Here is a 16,355-nt window from a genome sequence, read left to right on the forward strand (position 1 = left end):
GGCCGCAACGACAAAGCTTCACATTGTCGTAACTTGCACTATCAATAGCGCAACAGAGCCGAACCCCACGTGAAGCCACCACCGAAGGCCTCCAGCAGCAGCAGCTGGCCGCGCTCGACCTTGCCCGAACGCACGGCGGCGTCGAGCGCCAGCGGCACCGAGCCGGACGAGGTATTGCCATGCTTGTCGACAGTCACCACCACCTGGTCCATCGACATCTCCAGGCGCTTGGCGGTGGCTTCGATGATGCGCAGGTTGGCCTGGTGCGGAATCAGCCAATCCAGGTCGGACTTGTCCAGGCCGTTGGCGGCCAGGGTCTCGTCCACGACCGAGTCCAGCGCCTTGACGGCGTACTTGAACACGTCGTTGCCCTTCATGTTGATGGTGCCGCCACCGTTGGCGCCGTCCTTGAAACCGCTCGAGACGCCGACCGGGTTCCACAGCAGTTCCTTCTTGCTGCCGTCGGCATGCAGGTGGGTGCTGAGGATGCCGGTCTCTTCGTCGGCCTTGAGCACGACGGCGCCAGCGCCATCGCCGAACAGTACGCAGGTGGTGCGATCGTTCCAGTCGACCATGCGGGTCAGCGTTTCGGTGCCGATCACCAGCACGTGCTTGCAGTCACCGGAACGGATGAATTTATCGGCCACGCCCAGCGCGAACACGAAGCCCGAGCAGGCTGCGTTGACGTCGAAGGCGGGGCACCCGGCCACACCGAGCTTGGCCTGGATCAGGCACGCGGTGGACGGGAAAATAAGGTCAGGCGTGGTCGTACCGACCACGATCATGTCGAGCTGCGAAGCGTCGATGCCTGCGGCTTCCAGCGCGCGCAGGGCGGCGTTGTAGCCAAGGTCGCTGGTGGTTTCGCCTTCGGCCGCGATGTGCCGTTCACGAATGCCGGTGCGCGACTGGATCCACTCGTCCGAGGTTTCGACCATTTTTTCCAGGTCGGCGTTGGTCAGGACTTTTTCCGGCAAATAGCTGCCGGTGCCCGCGATCCTCGAGTAGATCCGCTTGCTCATCATGTTTCCTGTTGCGCGGGCCGCCGATCACCGGCACGCCCGGGAAAGAAGGCAAAGGCCGCTGCCCGGAGGCAGCGGCCTTCCCGGCACATCAATCTTCTTCGACGGCCGAGGTCTTGGTCTGGATGACCTTCTTGCCGCGGTAGAAACCATCGGCAGTGATGTGGTGACGCAGATGCACTTCGCCGGTGGTCGGGTCGGTCGACAGCTGCTTGGCGCTCAGGGCGTCATGCGAACGGCGCTGGCCGCGGCGGGACGGGGTAACACGGGATTTCTGGACAGCCATGGGATTGCTCCAAACTCGGTTCGTTTTGCTTCGTCGTTTCGTCGCACAGGACGCCAGCGCCCAGCACACTTTTCGCTTTCGCCGCAGCCGCCGACGACAACCGGCTGCTATTGTTTCTTCAATGCCGCCAACGCCGCAAACGGGTTGGCCTTCTTTGTTTCTTCTTCGCTCGGCGCCCAGTCCTTGTCGACTGCTTCACCGTCGGGCGACAGCGGTACCACCGGCACCGCCAGCACCAGCTCGTCCTCGACCAGATCCAGCGGCTTCAGCTGGCCATCTTCCGGCACCAGCAACGCCTCGTATTCCTCCGGCAGGGACGATTCCTCGTCCTCGTCGCGGATCAGGCCAAGCCTCTGGGTCACCTTCACCGGCAACAGGAATCGCTGCATGCTGCGCTGACAGGTCAGCGGCAACGCGGTGTCGATGGTCAGTTCCACATAGGATACCCGCAAGACGTCGTCGCGACCGAATTCAAGCGAGTAGACGCACTCGCCGTCGGTATCTGCGACCAACCCCTGCAGGCGGGTCAATTCAGCCAGGGAGACCTGACCGTCGAAGCGCCTTCGCGCTACAACCATCCGCCAGGCATCCAGCGTTTCGGGCACGTTCGCGGACATAAGCCGCTGAATACTAAGGATCGGGGCGGCGGCTGTCAAATGCCCGCCATACAGGACTTGCCGCTGGCGCTGCAGACGGGCCAGACTGCTTCGCCCTGCCCCGGTATTGTCGCATGTCACTGGTCCTGGCCTCCACGTCCCGCTACCGCCGTGAACTGCTGCAGCGGCTGGGCCTGCCCTTCGACTGCGCGCGCCCTGAGGTGGATGAAACCCCGTTGAACAACGAAGCGCCCTTGGCCCTGGCCACCCGCCTGGCCGCCACCAAGGCGGTCGAGGTGGCGTGCCGGCGTCCCGGCGCGTGGGTGATCGGCTCGGACCAGGTCGCGGACCTGAACGGCCAGCCACTGGGCAAACCGGGTACGGTCGAGGCCGCCTGCGCACAGCTGGCGGCGATGTCCGGGCAGACCGTGCACTTCCATACCGCCGTCTGCCTCAGCCGTGATGGAGCATCATTCACGGCCACCGATCTGACCGAGGTCCGCTTCCGCGCACTGGAACCGGACGAGATCGCCCGCTACGTGGCCACCGAACAGCCGCTGGACTGCGCCGGCAGCTTCAAATGCGAGGGCCTGGGCATCAGCCTGTTCGACGCCATCGACAACCGCGACCCGACCGCGCTGATCGGCCTGCCGCTGATCACGCTATGCGGATTGCTGCGCAGGGCAGGTTTCGCGGTGCCGTGAACGGTAGAGCCGAGCCCATGCCCGGCTGTTTTTTTGAGGCTGCCTGCATCTGAAGCAGAAGCAGCCGAGCATGGGCTCGGCTCTACAGGACCAGAGGACCTCAACGAACCTCGAACGGCTGCTCCTGCCACGCCTCCACGCTGCCATCGCGGCCATGCAGGCGCAGCCCGAGCCAGTGCTTGCCCGGAGCCAGCGTGGTGGTATCCAACGATGCGTCGAAGCCCACCGCCGGATGCTGCGGATCGGTACTGTCCGGCCAGGTGTGGCGCACGTCGAACACACGCCCGTAGCGGGCATCACCGATGGAGCGGCCATCGACCAGCACTTCAACCCGCGCCAGGCCGACGCCATCCTTGAACGCCCAGCCCTTGATCGCGAGCGTGCCGGACACCTTCTCGCCGTTGGACGGCGCATCCAGCCACGCCATCGCCGGCGTCACGCACGGCCCTTGCGCGCGCTGCACCGGCAGGCGGAACAACAGGAAGCGCTGGAATCCGTGATCACTGCTGACCACGCGTGGCGCAGGCAGCGGCCCCACCTGATCGCAGATGACGTGATAGCGCGCCAGCAGTTCGCGATAGCGCTGGTCGCTGGGTGACAGCACCAGCAGCATCGGCGCCGTGCGCTCGCCCTGATGCAGCAGGCCCCACTGTGCCAGCTGTGCGGTGCGGCCATGCTTGTCATTGAGCGGATGCGGCAGCACCTCGATGTTGCCATTGCCCAGCTGGAAACCCAGTTCAGCGCCGACCTTGAAGTTGCCGGCCAGCACGCGTGTCCCTTGCGGCATCTGCCGCAACTCCTCGCGCACCGCTACCGCCAGGGGTTGCCAGCCGGCGAAATTGCGCGGGTAGTACTTGCTGCCGGCCATCTGCTCGCGCAGTGCCGGCGTGGAGGCCATCAGGTAGTAGCCGAAGGCCAGCACCATGCCCGCACCGGCCAACCACCAGCCGGTGCGGCGCAGCCAGCGCGGCCAGCCGTTGAGCACCACCGGCACCGCCACCAGCAGTGCGAGGTAACCCGGCAGCGGCCAGTGGAAACTGATCCGCTCGACGTCAGTAAAGAAGCCGAGCACGAAAATGCCCAGCGTGGATACGCCGCCCACCAGGCCGAAATAGCGCCACTGCACGCGCGCGCCGCCACCGCTCCGGGTTCCTGCCAGCGCCACCTTCCACATCGCCATGCACAGGATCGGCGTCACCAGCATCGGCTGGATCACCAGGAACCACAGCCCGCCCCATTCGAAGGCCCAGGGATGACGCTCGACCACCTGGAATTTCAGCCCGGCATCGTGGTTGTCCGCATTCCACGCCAGCAGTGGCAGCCACGCCAGCACGCCCACCGCCAACGCGACCCATACGCGCGGATCGGCCAGCATGCGCCTCCCCTGCGGCAATGCCAGCAGCGCAATGAAACCCACGCCGATGACACCGATGAAGCGGTAATGGCTGAGCGCACCGATCAACAGGCCCAGCGCCAGCTTCATCGCCGAGGAGGCATCCACGTTGTGCAGCAGGCGCGCGCCGGCATGCAGGCAGATCACCGCCGCCAGTGCCATCGGCACGTCCGGCACCGCCAGCAGGCCCAGCGTCGCCGACAACGGCATCAACAGCGTGAGGCTGCCCGCCTGCCAACCGGCCACGTTGCCGAACCAGCGCGTGGCCGTGCGCACCACCAGCAGCGGCAGCAGCGCACCGATGGCCAGGAATGGCAGGCGCAACGCGAGCACGTGATGGCCACCGATCTCAACGCCCAGCCGGGCCAGCCACGCGGTCAGCCCGGGCAGGTCCGAATAGGCTGCGGCCAGATGCTGGCCTTCCTGCCAATAGAACGCTTCGTCGACGAACAGCGGCAGGCGCGCGGCAACGATCAGCTTGGCCGCTGTGACCAGCGTCCATAACCAGAGAAATATCGTCCGTGCGCGCTGTTCGCCTTGCATTGCTCTATGGATAATCGAGTGGATTCCAGATCTGAGACGATCATGCCAGCCTCGTCCCCCAATCCCAGCATGCTAACCGATCAATTGCGTCAGGCCCTGCGGGAGGCACAGGATCAGGTCAACGCACTGGTGCTGGGCAAGGTGCCGGAAGTCAGGCTGGCCTTCGTCGCATTGCTGTCCGGCGGCCACCTGCTGATCGAAGACCTGCCCGGCCTGGGCAAGACCACGCTGGCGCATGCGCTGGCCAGCAGCCTGGGCCTCAGTTTCCAGCGCGTGCAGTTCACCTCAGACCTGTTGCCCGCCGATGTGCTGGGCGTGTCGGTGTATGAAGCCGGCAGCCGCCAGTTCCAGTTCCACCCAGGCCCGGTGTTCACCCACGTACTGCTGGCCGACGAGATCAATCGCGCCCCCCCGCGCACGCAGAGCGCGTTGCTGGAAGCGATGGCCGAGCAGCAGGTCACCCTGGACGGGCAGACGCACCCGCTGCCGGACCCTTTCTTCGTCATCGCCACACAGAACCCCGGTGGACCTGTCAGGCACCTTCCCGCTGCCGGATTCACAGCTGGATCGCTTCCTGCTGCGGCTGGCGATGGGCTATCCCAGCGCCCAGGCCGAGCGCGAGCTGCTGCGTGGCAGCGACCGCCGCGACCTGATCGCGCGGGCCGTGCCGAAGCTGGATGACACCCAGGTGCGCACGTTGCGCGACGCGGTGAACCAGGTGCATGCCAGCGACGCGCTGATCGACTATGTGCAGGCCCTGCTGACCCGCAGCCGCCAGCACGCAGGCGTGCGCGTCGGCCTGTCGCCGCGTGCCGGCCTGGCGCTGCTGCGTGCAGCCAGAGCACATGCACTGCTGCTGGGTCGCGCGCATGTGGTGCCGGAGGACGTGCAGACGCTGTTCGTCGCCGTGGCCGGCCACCGGTTGGTGGCGGAAGCCGAATCCAGTTCGGGGCCGGCATTGGCACGCGCGATCCTGCAGACCGTCGCGGTGGATTGAACGTGGCCACACGCTGGGCACGCATGCAGCTGCTGGCTCGGCCGCGCAGGCCCGAAGCCTTGCCGAAGCGACTGGATCGCCATCGCATCTATGTGCTGCCCACCCGCTTCGGCCTGTTCGTTGCAATCCTGCTGGCAGCCATGCTGCTGGGCGCGCTGAACTACAACAACAATCCCGCCCTGCTGCTGGCCCTGCTGCTGGCGGCAGCGGCAATCGCCAGTGCCATTGCCGCGCATCTCCAGTTGTCCGGCGTACAGATCGACGCGATCTCCGCCGAGCCGGTACCGGCCGGGCAACCCTTGCGCCTGCGCGTGGACCTCTCTCTGCGGGATCCGCGTGCGCGGCACGGCCTTCATCTCCAGCTGGGCGACAGCCAGGCCTGGACCTCGCTGCCTGCACACGGCCGTGGTGAAGTGGAACTGGAGGTTCCCAGCGAACGCCGGGGCTGGCTGGAGCTTCCACGTATCCGCCTGTCCACGACCCAGCCCCTGGGCCTGGTGCGGGCGTGGTCGTGGGTGTGGCCGGAACAGCCGCTGCTGGTCTACCCACTGGCCGAAGCCCTGGCGCCTGCACTGCCGGAGAGCGGCAGCGATCCGCTGCATACCCGTGCCCACGCCAGCGGCGAGGAACTGCATCAGCTGCGCCCCTACCGGGCGGGCGATGCGCCGCGCAGCATTTCCTGGAAGCACTCGGCACGCCGCGACAGCCTGCTGGTGCGCGAGTACGAAAAACCGGTCGGCATCGAAGTAGTCCTCGACTGGCGCGCATTGGCGCCGCTGGGCCAAGAAGCACGCATCGCTCGATTGGCGCGCTGGGTGGATGTAGCCGAGCGCGAGGGCCGCCGCTACACCCTGTTGCTGCCTGCACACCCGCCGTTCGGGCCCGGACAGGGCGCCAGCCACCACCACCTGTGCCTGCGCGCGCTGGCGCTGATGCCGCATGACTGAGACCCCGGAGCTGCTCGACCGCAACGCCCGCAACTGGACCCTGGCCAGCGCGGCGCTGGCTCTGTTGCCGCTGCTGCTGCAGCTGCCGCCACTGCTGGCGGGCGTGATCGCGCTGGCGGCGATTTTCACCGCCGCCCTGTCGCGGCGGACAGTGCTGCCGATGCCGGTGCGCCTGCTGCTGGTGCTGGCCATGCTCGGCGCCATCGTCTGGCAGATGGGCATGGTGCGCCCAGGACGCGACACCGGTTGCGCGCTGCTGGCCGCGATGCTGGCGATCAAGTCCAGCGAGCTGCGCAGCCTGCGTGATGCCCGCAGTCTGCTCGGCTTTGCGCTGTTCTCGCCCTTTGCAGCATTCCTGCTCGACCAGGGGCCGCTGACAACAGCACTGGCCGCGCTGGCCGGGGTCAGCGCACTGCTCGCCCTGCAACGCCTGGCCCAGGATGAAGGCCATGCTGGCCGCCTGCCGTTGCACGGGCAGCTGCGTGGTGTCGGCCGCCTGCTGGCGATCGGCCTGCCGCTGGCATTGGCCTGCTTCTGGCTGTTCCCGCGCCTTGCCACGCCACTGTGGGGCGTTCCCGAGCGCGCCGTGGGTACACCGGGGCTGTCCGACAGCATGGAACCCGGCCAGTGGCTGGACCTGATGGCCGACGACACCCCGGCGTTGCGCGTGCAGTTCTTCGGCGCCCCACCCGAGCCGGCGCAGCGCTACTGGCGCGGCCCTGTACTGACCGCCTTCGATGGACGGCGCTGGACACGCGAGCCTGCGAGCGCGCGGCGACCTGCTGCGGTGGTTGAAGCCGGTACACAGGGCTGGGATTACCAGATCGACTACGAGCCGACTGACCGCCGCCAGCTTGTGGCGCTGGACCTGCCCAGCGGTGCGCCTGCGGGCAGCATGCTGGATGCGGACATGAGCCTGCGCAGCGAACGCCCGCTGGCCTCGCTCAGCCGCTGGCGATTGCATTCGGCCCCTCCACGGCAGTTCGACAGCACGCTGTCGCCCCTTCTGCGCCGCGCGACGCTGCAGCTGCCGGCCGGTTTCAACCCGCGCACCGCCACCCTGGCCCAGCAATGGCGACAGGACGCCGGCGGTGATGACGAGGCCATCGTGCGCCGCGCGCTGCAGTGGATCACCACGGATTTCTCGTACACACTGGATACCCCGGCGGCGGGGCGCGACCCGATCGACGAGTTCCTGTTCGGCTACAAGGCCGGCTTCTGTGAACACTTCAGCTCGGCTTTCGTGGTGCTGATGCGCAACGCGGGTGTACCCGCGCGGGTGGTGACCGGTTTCGCCGGCGGCACCCGCAACCGCATCGGCGACTACTGGGTGGTGCGGCGGATGGATGCCCACGCCTGGGCCGAGGTGTGGCTGCCGCAGCGCGGCTGGGTACGGGTAGACCCGACGGCGGCCGTGGCACCGGAACGCATCCTGGACACGCTGGACGACCGCCTGCGGGCCGGCACGGACACACCACTGCGACAGCGGTGGCTGCAGCTGGGCCAGATGGGGGATTGGCTGCGCCGCGGCTGGAACGATCTGGTGCTGTCCTTCGATGCGCGCCGCCAGCAGCAACTGCTCAAGCCTTTCGGGCTGGACGATCTGGGTCCCGGGCAGCTGGTCGCCGGCTTCGTCGTGGCCGCCCTGCTGGCACTGGCGTGGATGGCCTGGCTGCTGGCCCGCGGCGAGCGCGAACGCGACCCGCTGCTGCGCGCCTGGCATCGCCTCGGGCGACGCTACGCCCGCCTCGGCCTGGCCCGAGAACCGCACGAAACCGCACAGCACTGGGCACAGCGGGTTCACCGGCAGCGACCCGACCCGACCCTGCTCGCGCTCAGCCAGCGTTTCGCCGACGCGCGCTACGCTGGAACTTGCAACGACCTCGCCTCATTATTGCGGGACCTGCGCAGGCATCGCCCGACTTCCGGAGCCTCCCCATGAACACCAAGTTCCTCCTCACCGCTGTGGCCACGCTGGCCCTGTCGGCCTGCGCCACGGCCCCGAAGCCGCTGCAGGGACAGTTCAGCCTGGTCTCTCCTCGCGACTCGGTCGCTACCCAGCAGGTCGGCACGCCGGTCCGTTGGGGCGGTCGCATCATCGAAACCAAGCCTGGCCAGGGCGAGACCTGCTTCCAGATCATCTCGCGCCCGCTCAATGGCAGTGGCCGCCCGAACACCACCTCGTCCGATGCCAGCGACGGCCGCTTCATCGCCTGCCGTGCCGGCTTCTACGACCCGGCGGTGTTCGAGGCCGGTCGTGACGTCACCTTCATCGGCAAGATCGACGGCTACCAGAACACCCGCATCGGCGAGTACGACTATCGCCTGCCGAAGCTGGCGGCCGATGTCATCTACCTGTGGCCGGAACAGCGCCAGGTCGATGTGGTGCCCTACCCCTATGGCCCGTGGGGTCCGGGTCCGTGGGGCCCTTACTGGGGCGGCTATGGCCGCTGGGGCTGGTGGTGATCGCCACCGCACAGGCATGACGGAAAGGCCGCCCTCGGGCGGCCTTTTTCATCCACGCATGGCGTGGACAGGGGCTTCAACGCCCAGGCGCACCGAAATGCCCCAGCGGTGCCCCCGCCAGCAGGTGCATATGGATATGGAACACGGTCTGCCCGGCATGCTCACGGCAGTTCATCACGATGCGGTAGCCGTCCTGCGCGAATCCCTCGCGGCGCGCGTACTCGGCAGCGGCCAGGGCCAGTTTGCCGATCAGGTGCGCCTGCGAGGGCTGCAGGTCATCCAGGGTCGGAATGATCTCGTTCTTCGGGATGAACAGCACATGCACCGGCGCCTGCGGTGCGATGTCCTTGAAGCCCAGCACCTCGTCATCCTCGTAGACGATGGTGGCCGGGATCTCACGACGGATGATCTTGCTGAAAAGGGTTTCGTTGCTCATGGTCGGCCTCGGCGGAGATGTCTCCCGCATTGTAGGCCGCCCACGCCCGGCCACGTCCGGCCGTTGCTCAATCGCGGAATTCGCTGCGCGTACCGAACGCGTGCGACAGCGTGCCACGATCAACGTATTCGAGCTCGCCGCCCAGCGGCAGGCCCTGCGCCAGGCGGCTGGGCTGTACCTTGCGTGCGCGCGCCAGCTGCGCCAGGTAATGCGCGGTGGCCTCGCCCTCGACAGTGGCGCTGGTGGCGATGATCAGCTCCTGCACCTCGCCTTCGGCCAGCCGTCGCTCCAGCTGCTCCAGGCCCAGTTCGCGCGGGCCGACGCCATCGAGCGGCGACAGTCGCCCCTGCAGCACGAAGTAGACACCGCGGAAGCCGGTGGCGTTTTCGATGGCCAGGCGGTCGGCCGGCGATTCGACTACGCACAGCTGGCTGCGCTCGCGGCTGCCGTTGGCACAGGTCGGGCACAGCTCGGTTTCGCTGAAATCGCGGCACTGCGCACAGTGGCCGATGCGCTCCACCGCCAGCGCCAGGGTCTGGGCCAGGCGCTGGCCACCTTCGCGCTCGCGCTCTAGCAGGTGGTAGGCCATGCGCTGCGCCGTCTTCTGGCCCACGCCAGGCAGCACCCGCAGCGCGTCGATCAATTGTTCAAGCAGGGGTGCGGACACGGCGGTGTGCTTTGATGGCGTCGAGCAAGCTCGACAGCTACGTGTAGAGTCGAGCCATGCTCGACTGAGGGTTGCAGCGGGCGCCTGCAGCAGCAGGCGCCCCGCCAAGAATCAGAACGGCAGCTTCATGCCCGGCGGCAACTGCATGCCAGCGGTGGCCGAACCCATCTTCGACTTCGACTCGGCATCGATCTTGTTCGAAGCATCGTTGAAGGCGGCGGCGATCAGGTCTTCCAGCATCTCCGGGTCGCTGGTCAGCGACGGGTCGATGCGCACCTTGCGGCATTCCTTGGCGCCGGTCAGGGTCACGCTGACCATGCCGCCACCGGCACTGCCGGTCACTTCGATCCTTGCGATTTCTTCCTGGGCCTTCTGCAGGTTCTCCTGCATCTTCTGGGCCTGCTGCATCAGTTGGGCGATGTTGCCGCGCATAGTCTCTTACTCGTCAAAAGAACGGATGGAATCGGAAACAACCCGGGCACCGTGCTGTTGGATCAGCACCTGCACCTCCGGATCGTCCATGAAAACAGCCTCTGCCACCTGCTGCCGCTCACTACGCTGGCGGTCGGCACGCTGATGCAGGGTCTCGGCCGGAACGTGCTCGATCTCCACGGTCTCGACCACGATCTTCGGGGCCTGGCCAAGGGCTTTCTCCAGCATCTCGCCCAGGGCGGCCAGCGCACGCTCAGAGCGCAGGTACTCAAATCCGGGCGAAAGGCCCAGTTTCAAGGTCCCGTGCTGGCAACTGATGAAGGCAGCGTTGGCCGCCAGCTGCCGCGACGGGCCGCTGAGGCCGCTGTTGGCCACCAGATCCAGCCAGTCCTCGGCCGTGGCCAGGTCGCTGACACCTTCCAGCGGCGCGGTCCCCTGCACTGGCGCGGGCTCGGCCGGCGCGATGGCAATGCCTTCAGTGCGGAACGGGCGCTCGGGCGGTGCAGGCTCGCTGGGAGCCACGACGGGAGCCGGCGGCTCATGCCAGGGCGCGACCATGGCGGCGTCTGGCCCCGCCATCTCGGCCGCCAGCGCCTCGTCACGCGCCTCGGTTTCGTCGGTGGCCCACGGCGGCAGGTCGTCGCCCGCTTCCGCTTCAGCAGACGGTGGAGCGGCCTCAGCCTTCATCGGCGGCGGCTGCACAGGCTCTTCCACCGGAACCGGCTCGGGCTCCGGCGTCGGGTCCGGTTCGGGTTGCGGGGCCGGCTCGGGTTCGGGTTCAGGTTCGCGCGGCGCGGCCTGCACCGGAGCGGCCACCTGCGCCACCACGGCCGGGCTTGCCGAAGCGGCGGCAGTCGCCGGCATCGCTTCGTGGGTACCCGCACCGGTGCCACCACCGGCCGCATTGCCACCCGGCGCATTGCCTGCACCATCCACCGACTTCGGTACCGGCGGGACTGCTACGGCCGGGCGGAATGCCAGCATCCGCAGCACGGTCATTTCGAAACCTGCGCGCGGGCTCGGCGCCAACGGCAGGTCGCGCCGGCCATTCAGGGCCATCTGGTACCAGAGCTGCACCACTTCCGGGCGCAGGCGCTCGGCGAATGCGACGGCGTCCAGGCCTTCGGCAGCGGCCGCACCCGGTACCAGCTGCTGCACCTGGATGCGGTGCAGGCCTTCGGCCAGCGCTTCCAGCACGCCACTCCAGTCCGGTGAGAATTCGGCCAGCGCGGCCACCACCTGCAGCAGGCGCGGCCCATCGCCCTCGGCCAGCGCATCGAGCATCGCCGCCACCTGGGTGCGATCGACCGTGCCCAGCATGGTGCGCACCACGTCCTCGCGCAGCGCGCCGCCGGCATAGGCGATCGCCTGGTCCAGCAGCGACAGGCCGTCGCGCAGGCTGCCGTCAGCGGCCTTGGCCAGCTGTACGATGGCACTGCCGTCTGCCTCGATCTCTTCTGCCGCCAGGATGCGCGTCATCTGGCCCTGGATCTGATCCTCGTCCAGGCGCTTGAGGTTGAACTGCAGGCAGCGGCTGAGCACGGTGACCGGCAGCTTCTGCGGGTCGGTGGTGGCCAGCAGGAACTTCACGTGCTCCGGCGGTTCTTCCAGCGTCTTCAGCAGCGCATTGAACGCCGCCTTGGACAGCATGTGCACTTCGTCGATCAGGTAGACCTTGTACTTGCCGCGCGACGGCATGTACTGCGCGTTCTCGATCACCTCGCGCACGTCATCCACGCCGGTGTTGGACGCGGCATCGATTTCCAGCAGGTCGATGTAGCGGCCGGCGTCGATGTCCAGGCAGGCCGCGCACTGGCCGCACGGGTCGGCGCTGGTGCCCTGCTCGCAGTTCAGCGACTTGGCGAAGATGCGCGCGATGGTGGTCTTGCCCACGCCGCGGGTACCGGTGAACAGGAACGCGTGGTGGACACGGCCGCTGTCCAACGCGTTGCTGAGCGCACGGACCACGTGTTCCTGGCCCACCAGCTCGGCAAAACGCTTCGGACGCCACTTGCGGGCAAGGACGAGGTAGGACATCAGGCCACCGTTTTCCATCGGATGTTCCATTGTGCCATGCCTGTCCAGCCCCCTCGCCAACAATGCGCCCGGATGCGTCCGTGATCTGGGCGCTTGTGTCCGGCCGCGCCGCCCGCTAGAATCTGCGCCCCTGCTGAGGCGTTTGCCGGTGGCAGGGATCCGGAGAGGTGTCCGAGTGGTTGAAGGAGCACGCCTGGAAAGTGTGTAAGCGTCTAAACCGCGCTTCGGGGGTTCGAATCCCCCTCTCTCCGCCAGACAAACGCAAAAGGGCCGCCCACAGGGTGGCCCTTTTGCGTTTGTCTGGCGGATGGGATGGGTGGTGAGAAGCCCCGCCGGGGTTCGACGGTTCTGCAGGAGCAGAACCGGACAGCAGCAGGCTGGTCCCGGGGCGCAACGCGCATCGGGATCGGGTGCAGGGATGCACCCGACAATCCCCCTCTCTCCGCCAGATAAATGAAGAAGCCGCCCAGTGGGCGGCTTTTTCATTTGACTGTCGGGAATCGCCGCAGGTACTACCGGACTGAACGGGCGCTGCCGCCGTGGCCGGTCCAACGGCCCCCCCGCCGACGGCGCGCGATCGGCCGCGAGTCATCTGCGCCGGAGCAGTCCCCGCACGCAGGCGCCGACGAACGCCAGCCCCAGCAGCCCCCACACGACCGTCATTCCCCACAACGCACCGAACGTATCCAGGACCGGCTCCAGCCGCAGTCGCGCCGGGTCGTACAGCACGCGTACCGGCTGCCCAGGCTCATAGCCGAAAATCATGCCGCCCTGCGGGTACGAGATGCGTTGGCCGGTCGCGGTGGTGAACGCGACCTGCGGATGCGATCCGCCGGCGTTCAGGCGCTCGACCTGGCCATCAACGGCCTGCGCGACCTCCAGGAACTCAAGACGATGCGTCACCTCGAGGGCGGCCACGGCAAGGCTCAACAGGCCCACCGCGCCAAACAGCAGACCACGCATGAGCTGGGCAGTCCGGGAAAGAGAAGGGTCGGGCGTCACTGGGCAGCTCCGTTGCAGGCAGGAAGACGAATGGGGCCGGCGGATCCTGCCGCGCGGTCAGTCCCATGTGTCGAAAGCATAGCCCGGAAGCCGCCGCGCCCCGCTGCACGCCATCGCGGCCGCATGCGCCTCGCCATTGCCCGCGAACGACGCACCCGCCTGGTACAGGCGCCTGCGTCCCGAGCACGGTCATTCGAGTGGGGAAAGTCACCTGGAAAAGGATCGGCATCGCTCCATGTACCCTGGAACGCTTCGCCCCCTCCCAACGTCTGGACGGTTGAAATGCAGCCGGGCAACTCCATGGCATTTCCCATGAACCTCCGCCTCTACCGCCCCGCCGACGCCAGCGCCTGCCTGTCGATGTTCGACAGCAACGTGCCCACCTATTTCGCGCCCGAAGAGCGCAGCGACTTTGAACGCTTCCTGCGCGAGCAGGCCATGGACTGTGCATTCCAGGTGATCGAGCGCGATGGCAGCATCGTGGCCTGTGGCGGCCTGTCGCGACGCGGCGACGGCAGTGCCGGCTTCTGCTGGGGCATGGTGCAGCGCGCGCTGCACCGGCAGGGACTGGGCCGCGAACTGGCGCTGGCACGCCTGCGCCAGGCCGAAGCGGATCCGTCGATCAAGCGCATCACGCTCAGTACCAGCCAGCACACCCAGGGCTTCTATGCCGGGCTGGGCTTCCAGGTGACGCGGATCGTGTCCAATGGCCACGGCGCCGGGATCGACGCCGTGGAGATGGAGCGGAGGGTCTAGCCCTCCGCCCCGCCCCGGATCCACGCAAGCCTGGATCCAACATCGCCGCACTTCCCTCAGAAGCCCACGCGAAGGTTGATCTGCCCACCCACGTCGCGGCGGCCATCGCCATGCTGGCCCTGCACGAACATCGACAGCTGGCTGTTGCGGCCGAGGCCGACCGCCACGCCGACCTGACTGACCAGCGCATTGCGTGCCATCACCGCGCTGTAGACGTCGAAGGCATTGCCACCGACGGCGAAGCGGTTGCGGCTGGCCACATCGGTGTCACCCGAAGCGTGCTGCCAGCCGAGGCCGACGGTCAGCTGCGCCGGGAAGCGCTCGCCGCTGCCCACGTCCCAGCGTCCACGCACGCCCACGGTGCTGACATTGAGCGTGTCCTTGCCGCCTTCCAGCTCCAGGGCAGCGGTGCCGCCCTGCTCCACTGCGCGATCGCTGTCGACCCAGTGCTTGGTGAACTGCACGTACGGCTGCAGCTGGGTCCTGCCATGGGTCCAGGTCCAGCTGCCCTCCACCTGCGCGATGGTCACATCCGAGTCCTGGCGGCTGTACAGGGTCTGGCCCAGCAGCGGCACCTCACGCGTGGTGCGCGTGCGGTAGTCGCCGCGCGATACGCTGCCACCGACCGCGAAACCGTTGTTCCACTGGCCCTGCGCATACAGGCCGAACGTGTGGCCACGCAGGCGGGCCCGCGAACTGCGATCGTACAGGCGCGTATCCAGCCGCTCGTTGCCTGCGGCCGCACCCAGCACCACGTGCTCGCCCAGCTGCCAGTCCACGCCCGCCATCAGCGCATTGCGGTTGGAGCGGATGTCATCGCCGTTGCCGTCACCGTCCTGGCGGAACACCTTGCCACTCCCGGCCAGCCAGGCCGAGGCTCGCTCACCACGCACGGTCGGCAGCTCACTGCCCAGGCGCTGGCGGATACCCTCCTCCAGGTAGTTGTCGTACAGCAGCACCGCGCGGCTGGCCGCATGCACTTCACCCGAAAGCTGGTCGAACGCCGCGCGCGCAGTGCCCGCGTCATACATCAGCAGGGTGTTGTACAGGCCCAGCGCCGGGCCGCTCTGCGGCAGGCTGTCCAGCGCTGCGGCAGTGTTGTACTGGTTGCGCGTCGTCGCTGCGGTGGTGAATGCTGCGGTCTGCGCCACGTCTATCTGCAGGTTGGCGGTATTGGCGGTATAGACCGGCGTGATCGTCAGGAAGGCCGACGGCGAGGTTGCCGAAGCGAACTGCCCGCTCACGCCACCACCTGCATTGACCACCGTGTACTGCTGGCCCTGCTGGTAGCTGGTGCTCGGCGAAATGGTGTTCACCCGCACCGTGCTGCCACCCACGTTTGCACTACCGCCCACCTGCACCGTGTCGCTGCCGGTGGCACCCAGGTCGATGCCCAGCGTGCTGCCCGGCGACAGGGTCAGATTGCCGCCCACCGTAATGGTGCCGGCGCCATTGCCCGCACCGCCGCTGTTGCCTGGACCATTGCCCGGCGACAGCACGCCGCCGCTGGACACCGTCACGCCGCCACCCGTGCCACCGATGGTCCCGGTACCGGACAGCGTGGTACCGCTGCCGATGGTCCACTGGCCACCGATGTTGCCGGTGACATTCAGGCCACCGCCGGTGACCTGGCCGGTGCCGCTGAAGCCGCCGCTGTTGCCGCCCAGGTTCAGGCCGCCCGGGCCTGCCTGCACGATGCTGCCACCACCGCTGATGGTGCCGCCCAGCGTGGTGGTGCCGCCGGTGTTGATGACCAGGCCACCATTGTTGGTGATATTGCCGGTGATCGAGCCGCTGGCGCCGCCATTGCCGACCTGCACGGTGCCGCCAGCATTGATGGTGGTGCCGCCGGTGTAGGTGTTGTTGCCGGTCAGGACCATGGTGCCGGTGCCGGCCTGGGTCAGGCCACCGTTGCCGCTGATGGTGCCGCCCACCGTGGTGTTGCCGCCGACGTTGAACACCAGGCTGCCGTTGTTGGCAACGTTGCCGGTGATCGCACCGCTCGCGCCACCGTTGCCGACCTGCAGCGTGCCGCCGGTGTTGATGGTGGTGCCGCCGGTATAGGTGTTGTTAC

Annotated in this window: 15 protein-coding genes, 1 tRNA gene and 1 pseudogene; 7 read left to right on the forward strand and 10 right to left on the reverse strand. The window is 67.6% G+C overall.

The genetic code is table 11. From position 1 onward, the window contains the following. Positions 1–41: 41 nt before the first annotated feature. The 3 genes from BN1263_RS02800 to BN1263_RS02810 all read right to left on the reverse strand — a co-directional run bounded on the left by BN1263_RS02800 (position 42) and on the right by BN1263_RS02810 (position 1,922). Positions 42–1,019, reverse strand: a complete 978-nt coding sequence (locus BN1263_RS02800) for a beta-ketoacyl-ACP synthase III (protein WP_019659500.1) — start codon at positions 1,017–1,019, stop codon at positions 42–44. Positions 1,020–1,110: 91 nt separating this feature from the next. After that, positions 1,111–1,305, reverse strand: coding sequence for a 50S ribosomal protein L32 (gene rpmF, locus BN1263_RS02805; protein WP_005408308.1), 195 nt, complete (start codon positions 1,303–1,305; stop codon positions 1,111–1,113). Between the two features lie 107 nt (positions 1,306–1,412). Then, positions 1,413–1,922, reverse strand: coding sequence for a YceD family protein (locus BN1263_RS02810; RefSeq protein WP_019659501.1), 510 nt, complete (start codon positions 1,920–1,922; stop codon positions 1,413–1,415). Between the two features lie 113 nt (positions 1,923–2,035). Here BN1263_RS02810 and BN1263_RS02815 point away from each other — a divergent pair, with 113 nt between their 5' ends. After that, positions 2,036–2,605 carry a Maf family protein gene (locus BN1263_RS02815; RefSeq protein ID WP_058979442.1) on the forward strand — a complete coding sequence of 190 codons (570 nt, stop codon included), beginning with the start codon at positions 2,036–2,038 and terminating at the stop codon, positions 2,603–2,605. A gap of 100 nt (positions 2,606–2,705) precedes the next feature. Here BN1263_RS02815 and BN1263_RS02820 read toward each other — a convergent pair whose 3' ends face one another. Then, the gene (locus tag BN1263_RS02820; RefSeq protein WP_058979444.1) at positions 2,706–4,541 is read right to left on the reverse strand and encodes a glycosyltransferase family 39 protein; all 1,836 of its coding nucleotides are present in this window, start codon (positions 4,539–4,541) and stop codon (positions 2,706–2,708) included. Between the two features lie 42 nt (positions 4,542–4,583). Between BN1263_RS02820 and BN1263_RS02825 the strand changes: the two are divergent. From BN1263_RS02825 to BN1263_RS02840, 4 genes and pseudogenes are all read left to right on the forward strand, one after another. After that, positions 4,584–5,538, forward strand: a pseudogene (locus BN1263_RS02825) (ATP-binding protein). A gap of 23 nt (positions 5,539–5,561) precedes the next feature. Continuing rightward, a complete protein-coding gene (locus BN1263_RS02830) occupies positions 5,562–6,485 on the forward strand; it encodes a DUF58 domain-containing protein (RefSeq protein WP_032955142.1) in 924 nt (307 codons plus the stop codon). Continuing rightward, entirely contained in the window at positions 6,478–8,427 is a 1,950-nt protein-coding gene (locus BN1263_RS02835) for a transglutaminase TgpA family protein (RefSeq protein ID WP_058979446.1), read from the forward strand. The genes BN1263_RS02830 and BN1263_RS02835 overlap by 8 nt, the downstream gene beginning before the upstream one ends. After that, positions 8,424–8,951 carry a Slp family lipoprotein gene (locus BN1263_RS02840; protein ID WP_019659507.1) on the forward strand — a complete coding sequence of 176 codons (528 nt, stop codon included), beginning with the start codon at positions 8,424–8,426 and terminating at the stop codon, positions 8,949–8,951. Before BN1263_RS02835 ends, BN1263_RS02840 begins: the two co-directional genes overlap by 4 nt. A gap of 76 nt (positions 8,952–9,027) precedes the next feature. On the opposite strand, the gene BN1263_RS02845 is transcribed toward BN1263_RS02840, so the two are convergent. The 4 genes from BN1263_RS02845 to dnaX form a co-directional block, all read right to left on the reverse strand. Then, positions 9,028–9,387 carry a histidine triad nucleotide-binding protein gene (locus BN1263_RS02845; protein ID WP_005408300.1) on the reverse strand — a complete coding sequence of 120 codons (360 nt, stop codon included), beginning with the start codon at positions 9,385–9,387 and terminating at the stop codon, positions 9,028–9,030. Between the two features lie 67 nt (positions 9,388–9,454). Beyond that, positions 9,455–10,054, reverse strand: coding sequence for a recombination mediator RecR (recR, locus tag BN1263_RS02850; RefSeq protein ID WP_058979448.1), 600 nt, complete (start codon positions 10,052–10,054; stop codon positions 9,455–9,457). Between the two features lie 111 nt (positions 10,055–10,165). After that, a complete protein-coding gene (locus tag BN1263_RS02855) occupies positions 10,166–10,486 on the reverse strand; it encodes a YbaB/EbfC family nucleoid-associated protein (protein ID WP_019659509.1) in 321 nt (106 codons plus the stop codon). 6 nt (positions 10,487–10,492) lie between these two features. Continuing rightward, positions 10,493–12,541, reverse strand: a complete 2,049-nt coding sequence (gene dnaX, locus BN1263_RS02860) for a DNA polymerase III subunit gamma/tau (RefSeq protein WP_058979453.1) — start codon at positions 12,539–12,541, stop codon at positions 10,493–10,495. A 143-nt stretch (positions 12,542–12,684) separates the two neighbouring features. Here dnaX and BN1263_RS02865 point away from each other — a divergent pair. After that, a tRNA-Ser gene (locus tag BN1263_RS02865) sits at positions 12,685–12,777 on the forward strand. 334 nt (positions 12,778–13,111) lie between these two features. On the opposite strand, the gene BN1263_RS02870 is transcribed toward BN1263_RS02865, so the two are convergent. Continuing rightward, positions 13,112–13,486 carry a DUF3592 domain-containing protein gene (locus BN1263_RS02870; RefSeq protein ID WP_058979450.1) on the reverse strand — a complete coding sequence of 125 codons (375 nt, stop codon included), beginning with the start codon at positions 13,484–13,486 and terminating at the stop codon, positions 13,112–13,114. Positions 13,487–13,837: 351 nt separating this feature from the next. Here BN1263_RS02870 and BN1263_RS02875 point away from each other — a divergent pair, with 351 nt between their 5' ends. Beyond that, positions 13,838–14,281, forward strand: coding sequence for a GNAT family N-acetyltransferase (locus BN1263_RS02875; RefSeq protein ID WP_058979454.1), 444 nt, complete (start codon positions 13,838–13,840; stop codon positions 14,279–14,281). 56 nt (positions 14,282–14,337) lie between these two features. Here the strand turns inward: BN1263_RS02875 and BN1263_RS02880 are convergent. Next, on the reverse strand, positions 14,338–16,355 hold a 2,018-nt coding region (locus BN1263_RS02880), incomplete at its 5' end, for an autotransporter outer membrane beta-barrel domain-containing protein (protein ID WP_144435316.1).

It is taken from the genome of Stenotrophomonas thermophila (assembly GCF_001499715.1).
Lineage (GTDB): Bacteria > Pseudomonadota > Gammaproteobacteria > Xanthomonadales > Xanthomonadaceae > Stenotrophomonas > Stenotrophomonas hibiscicola.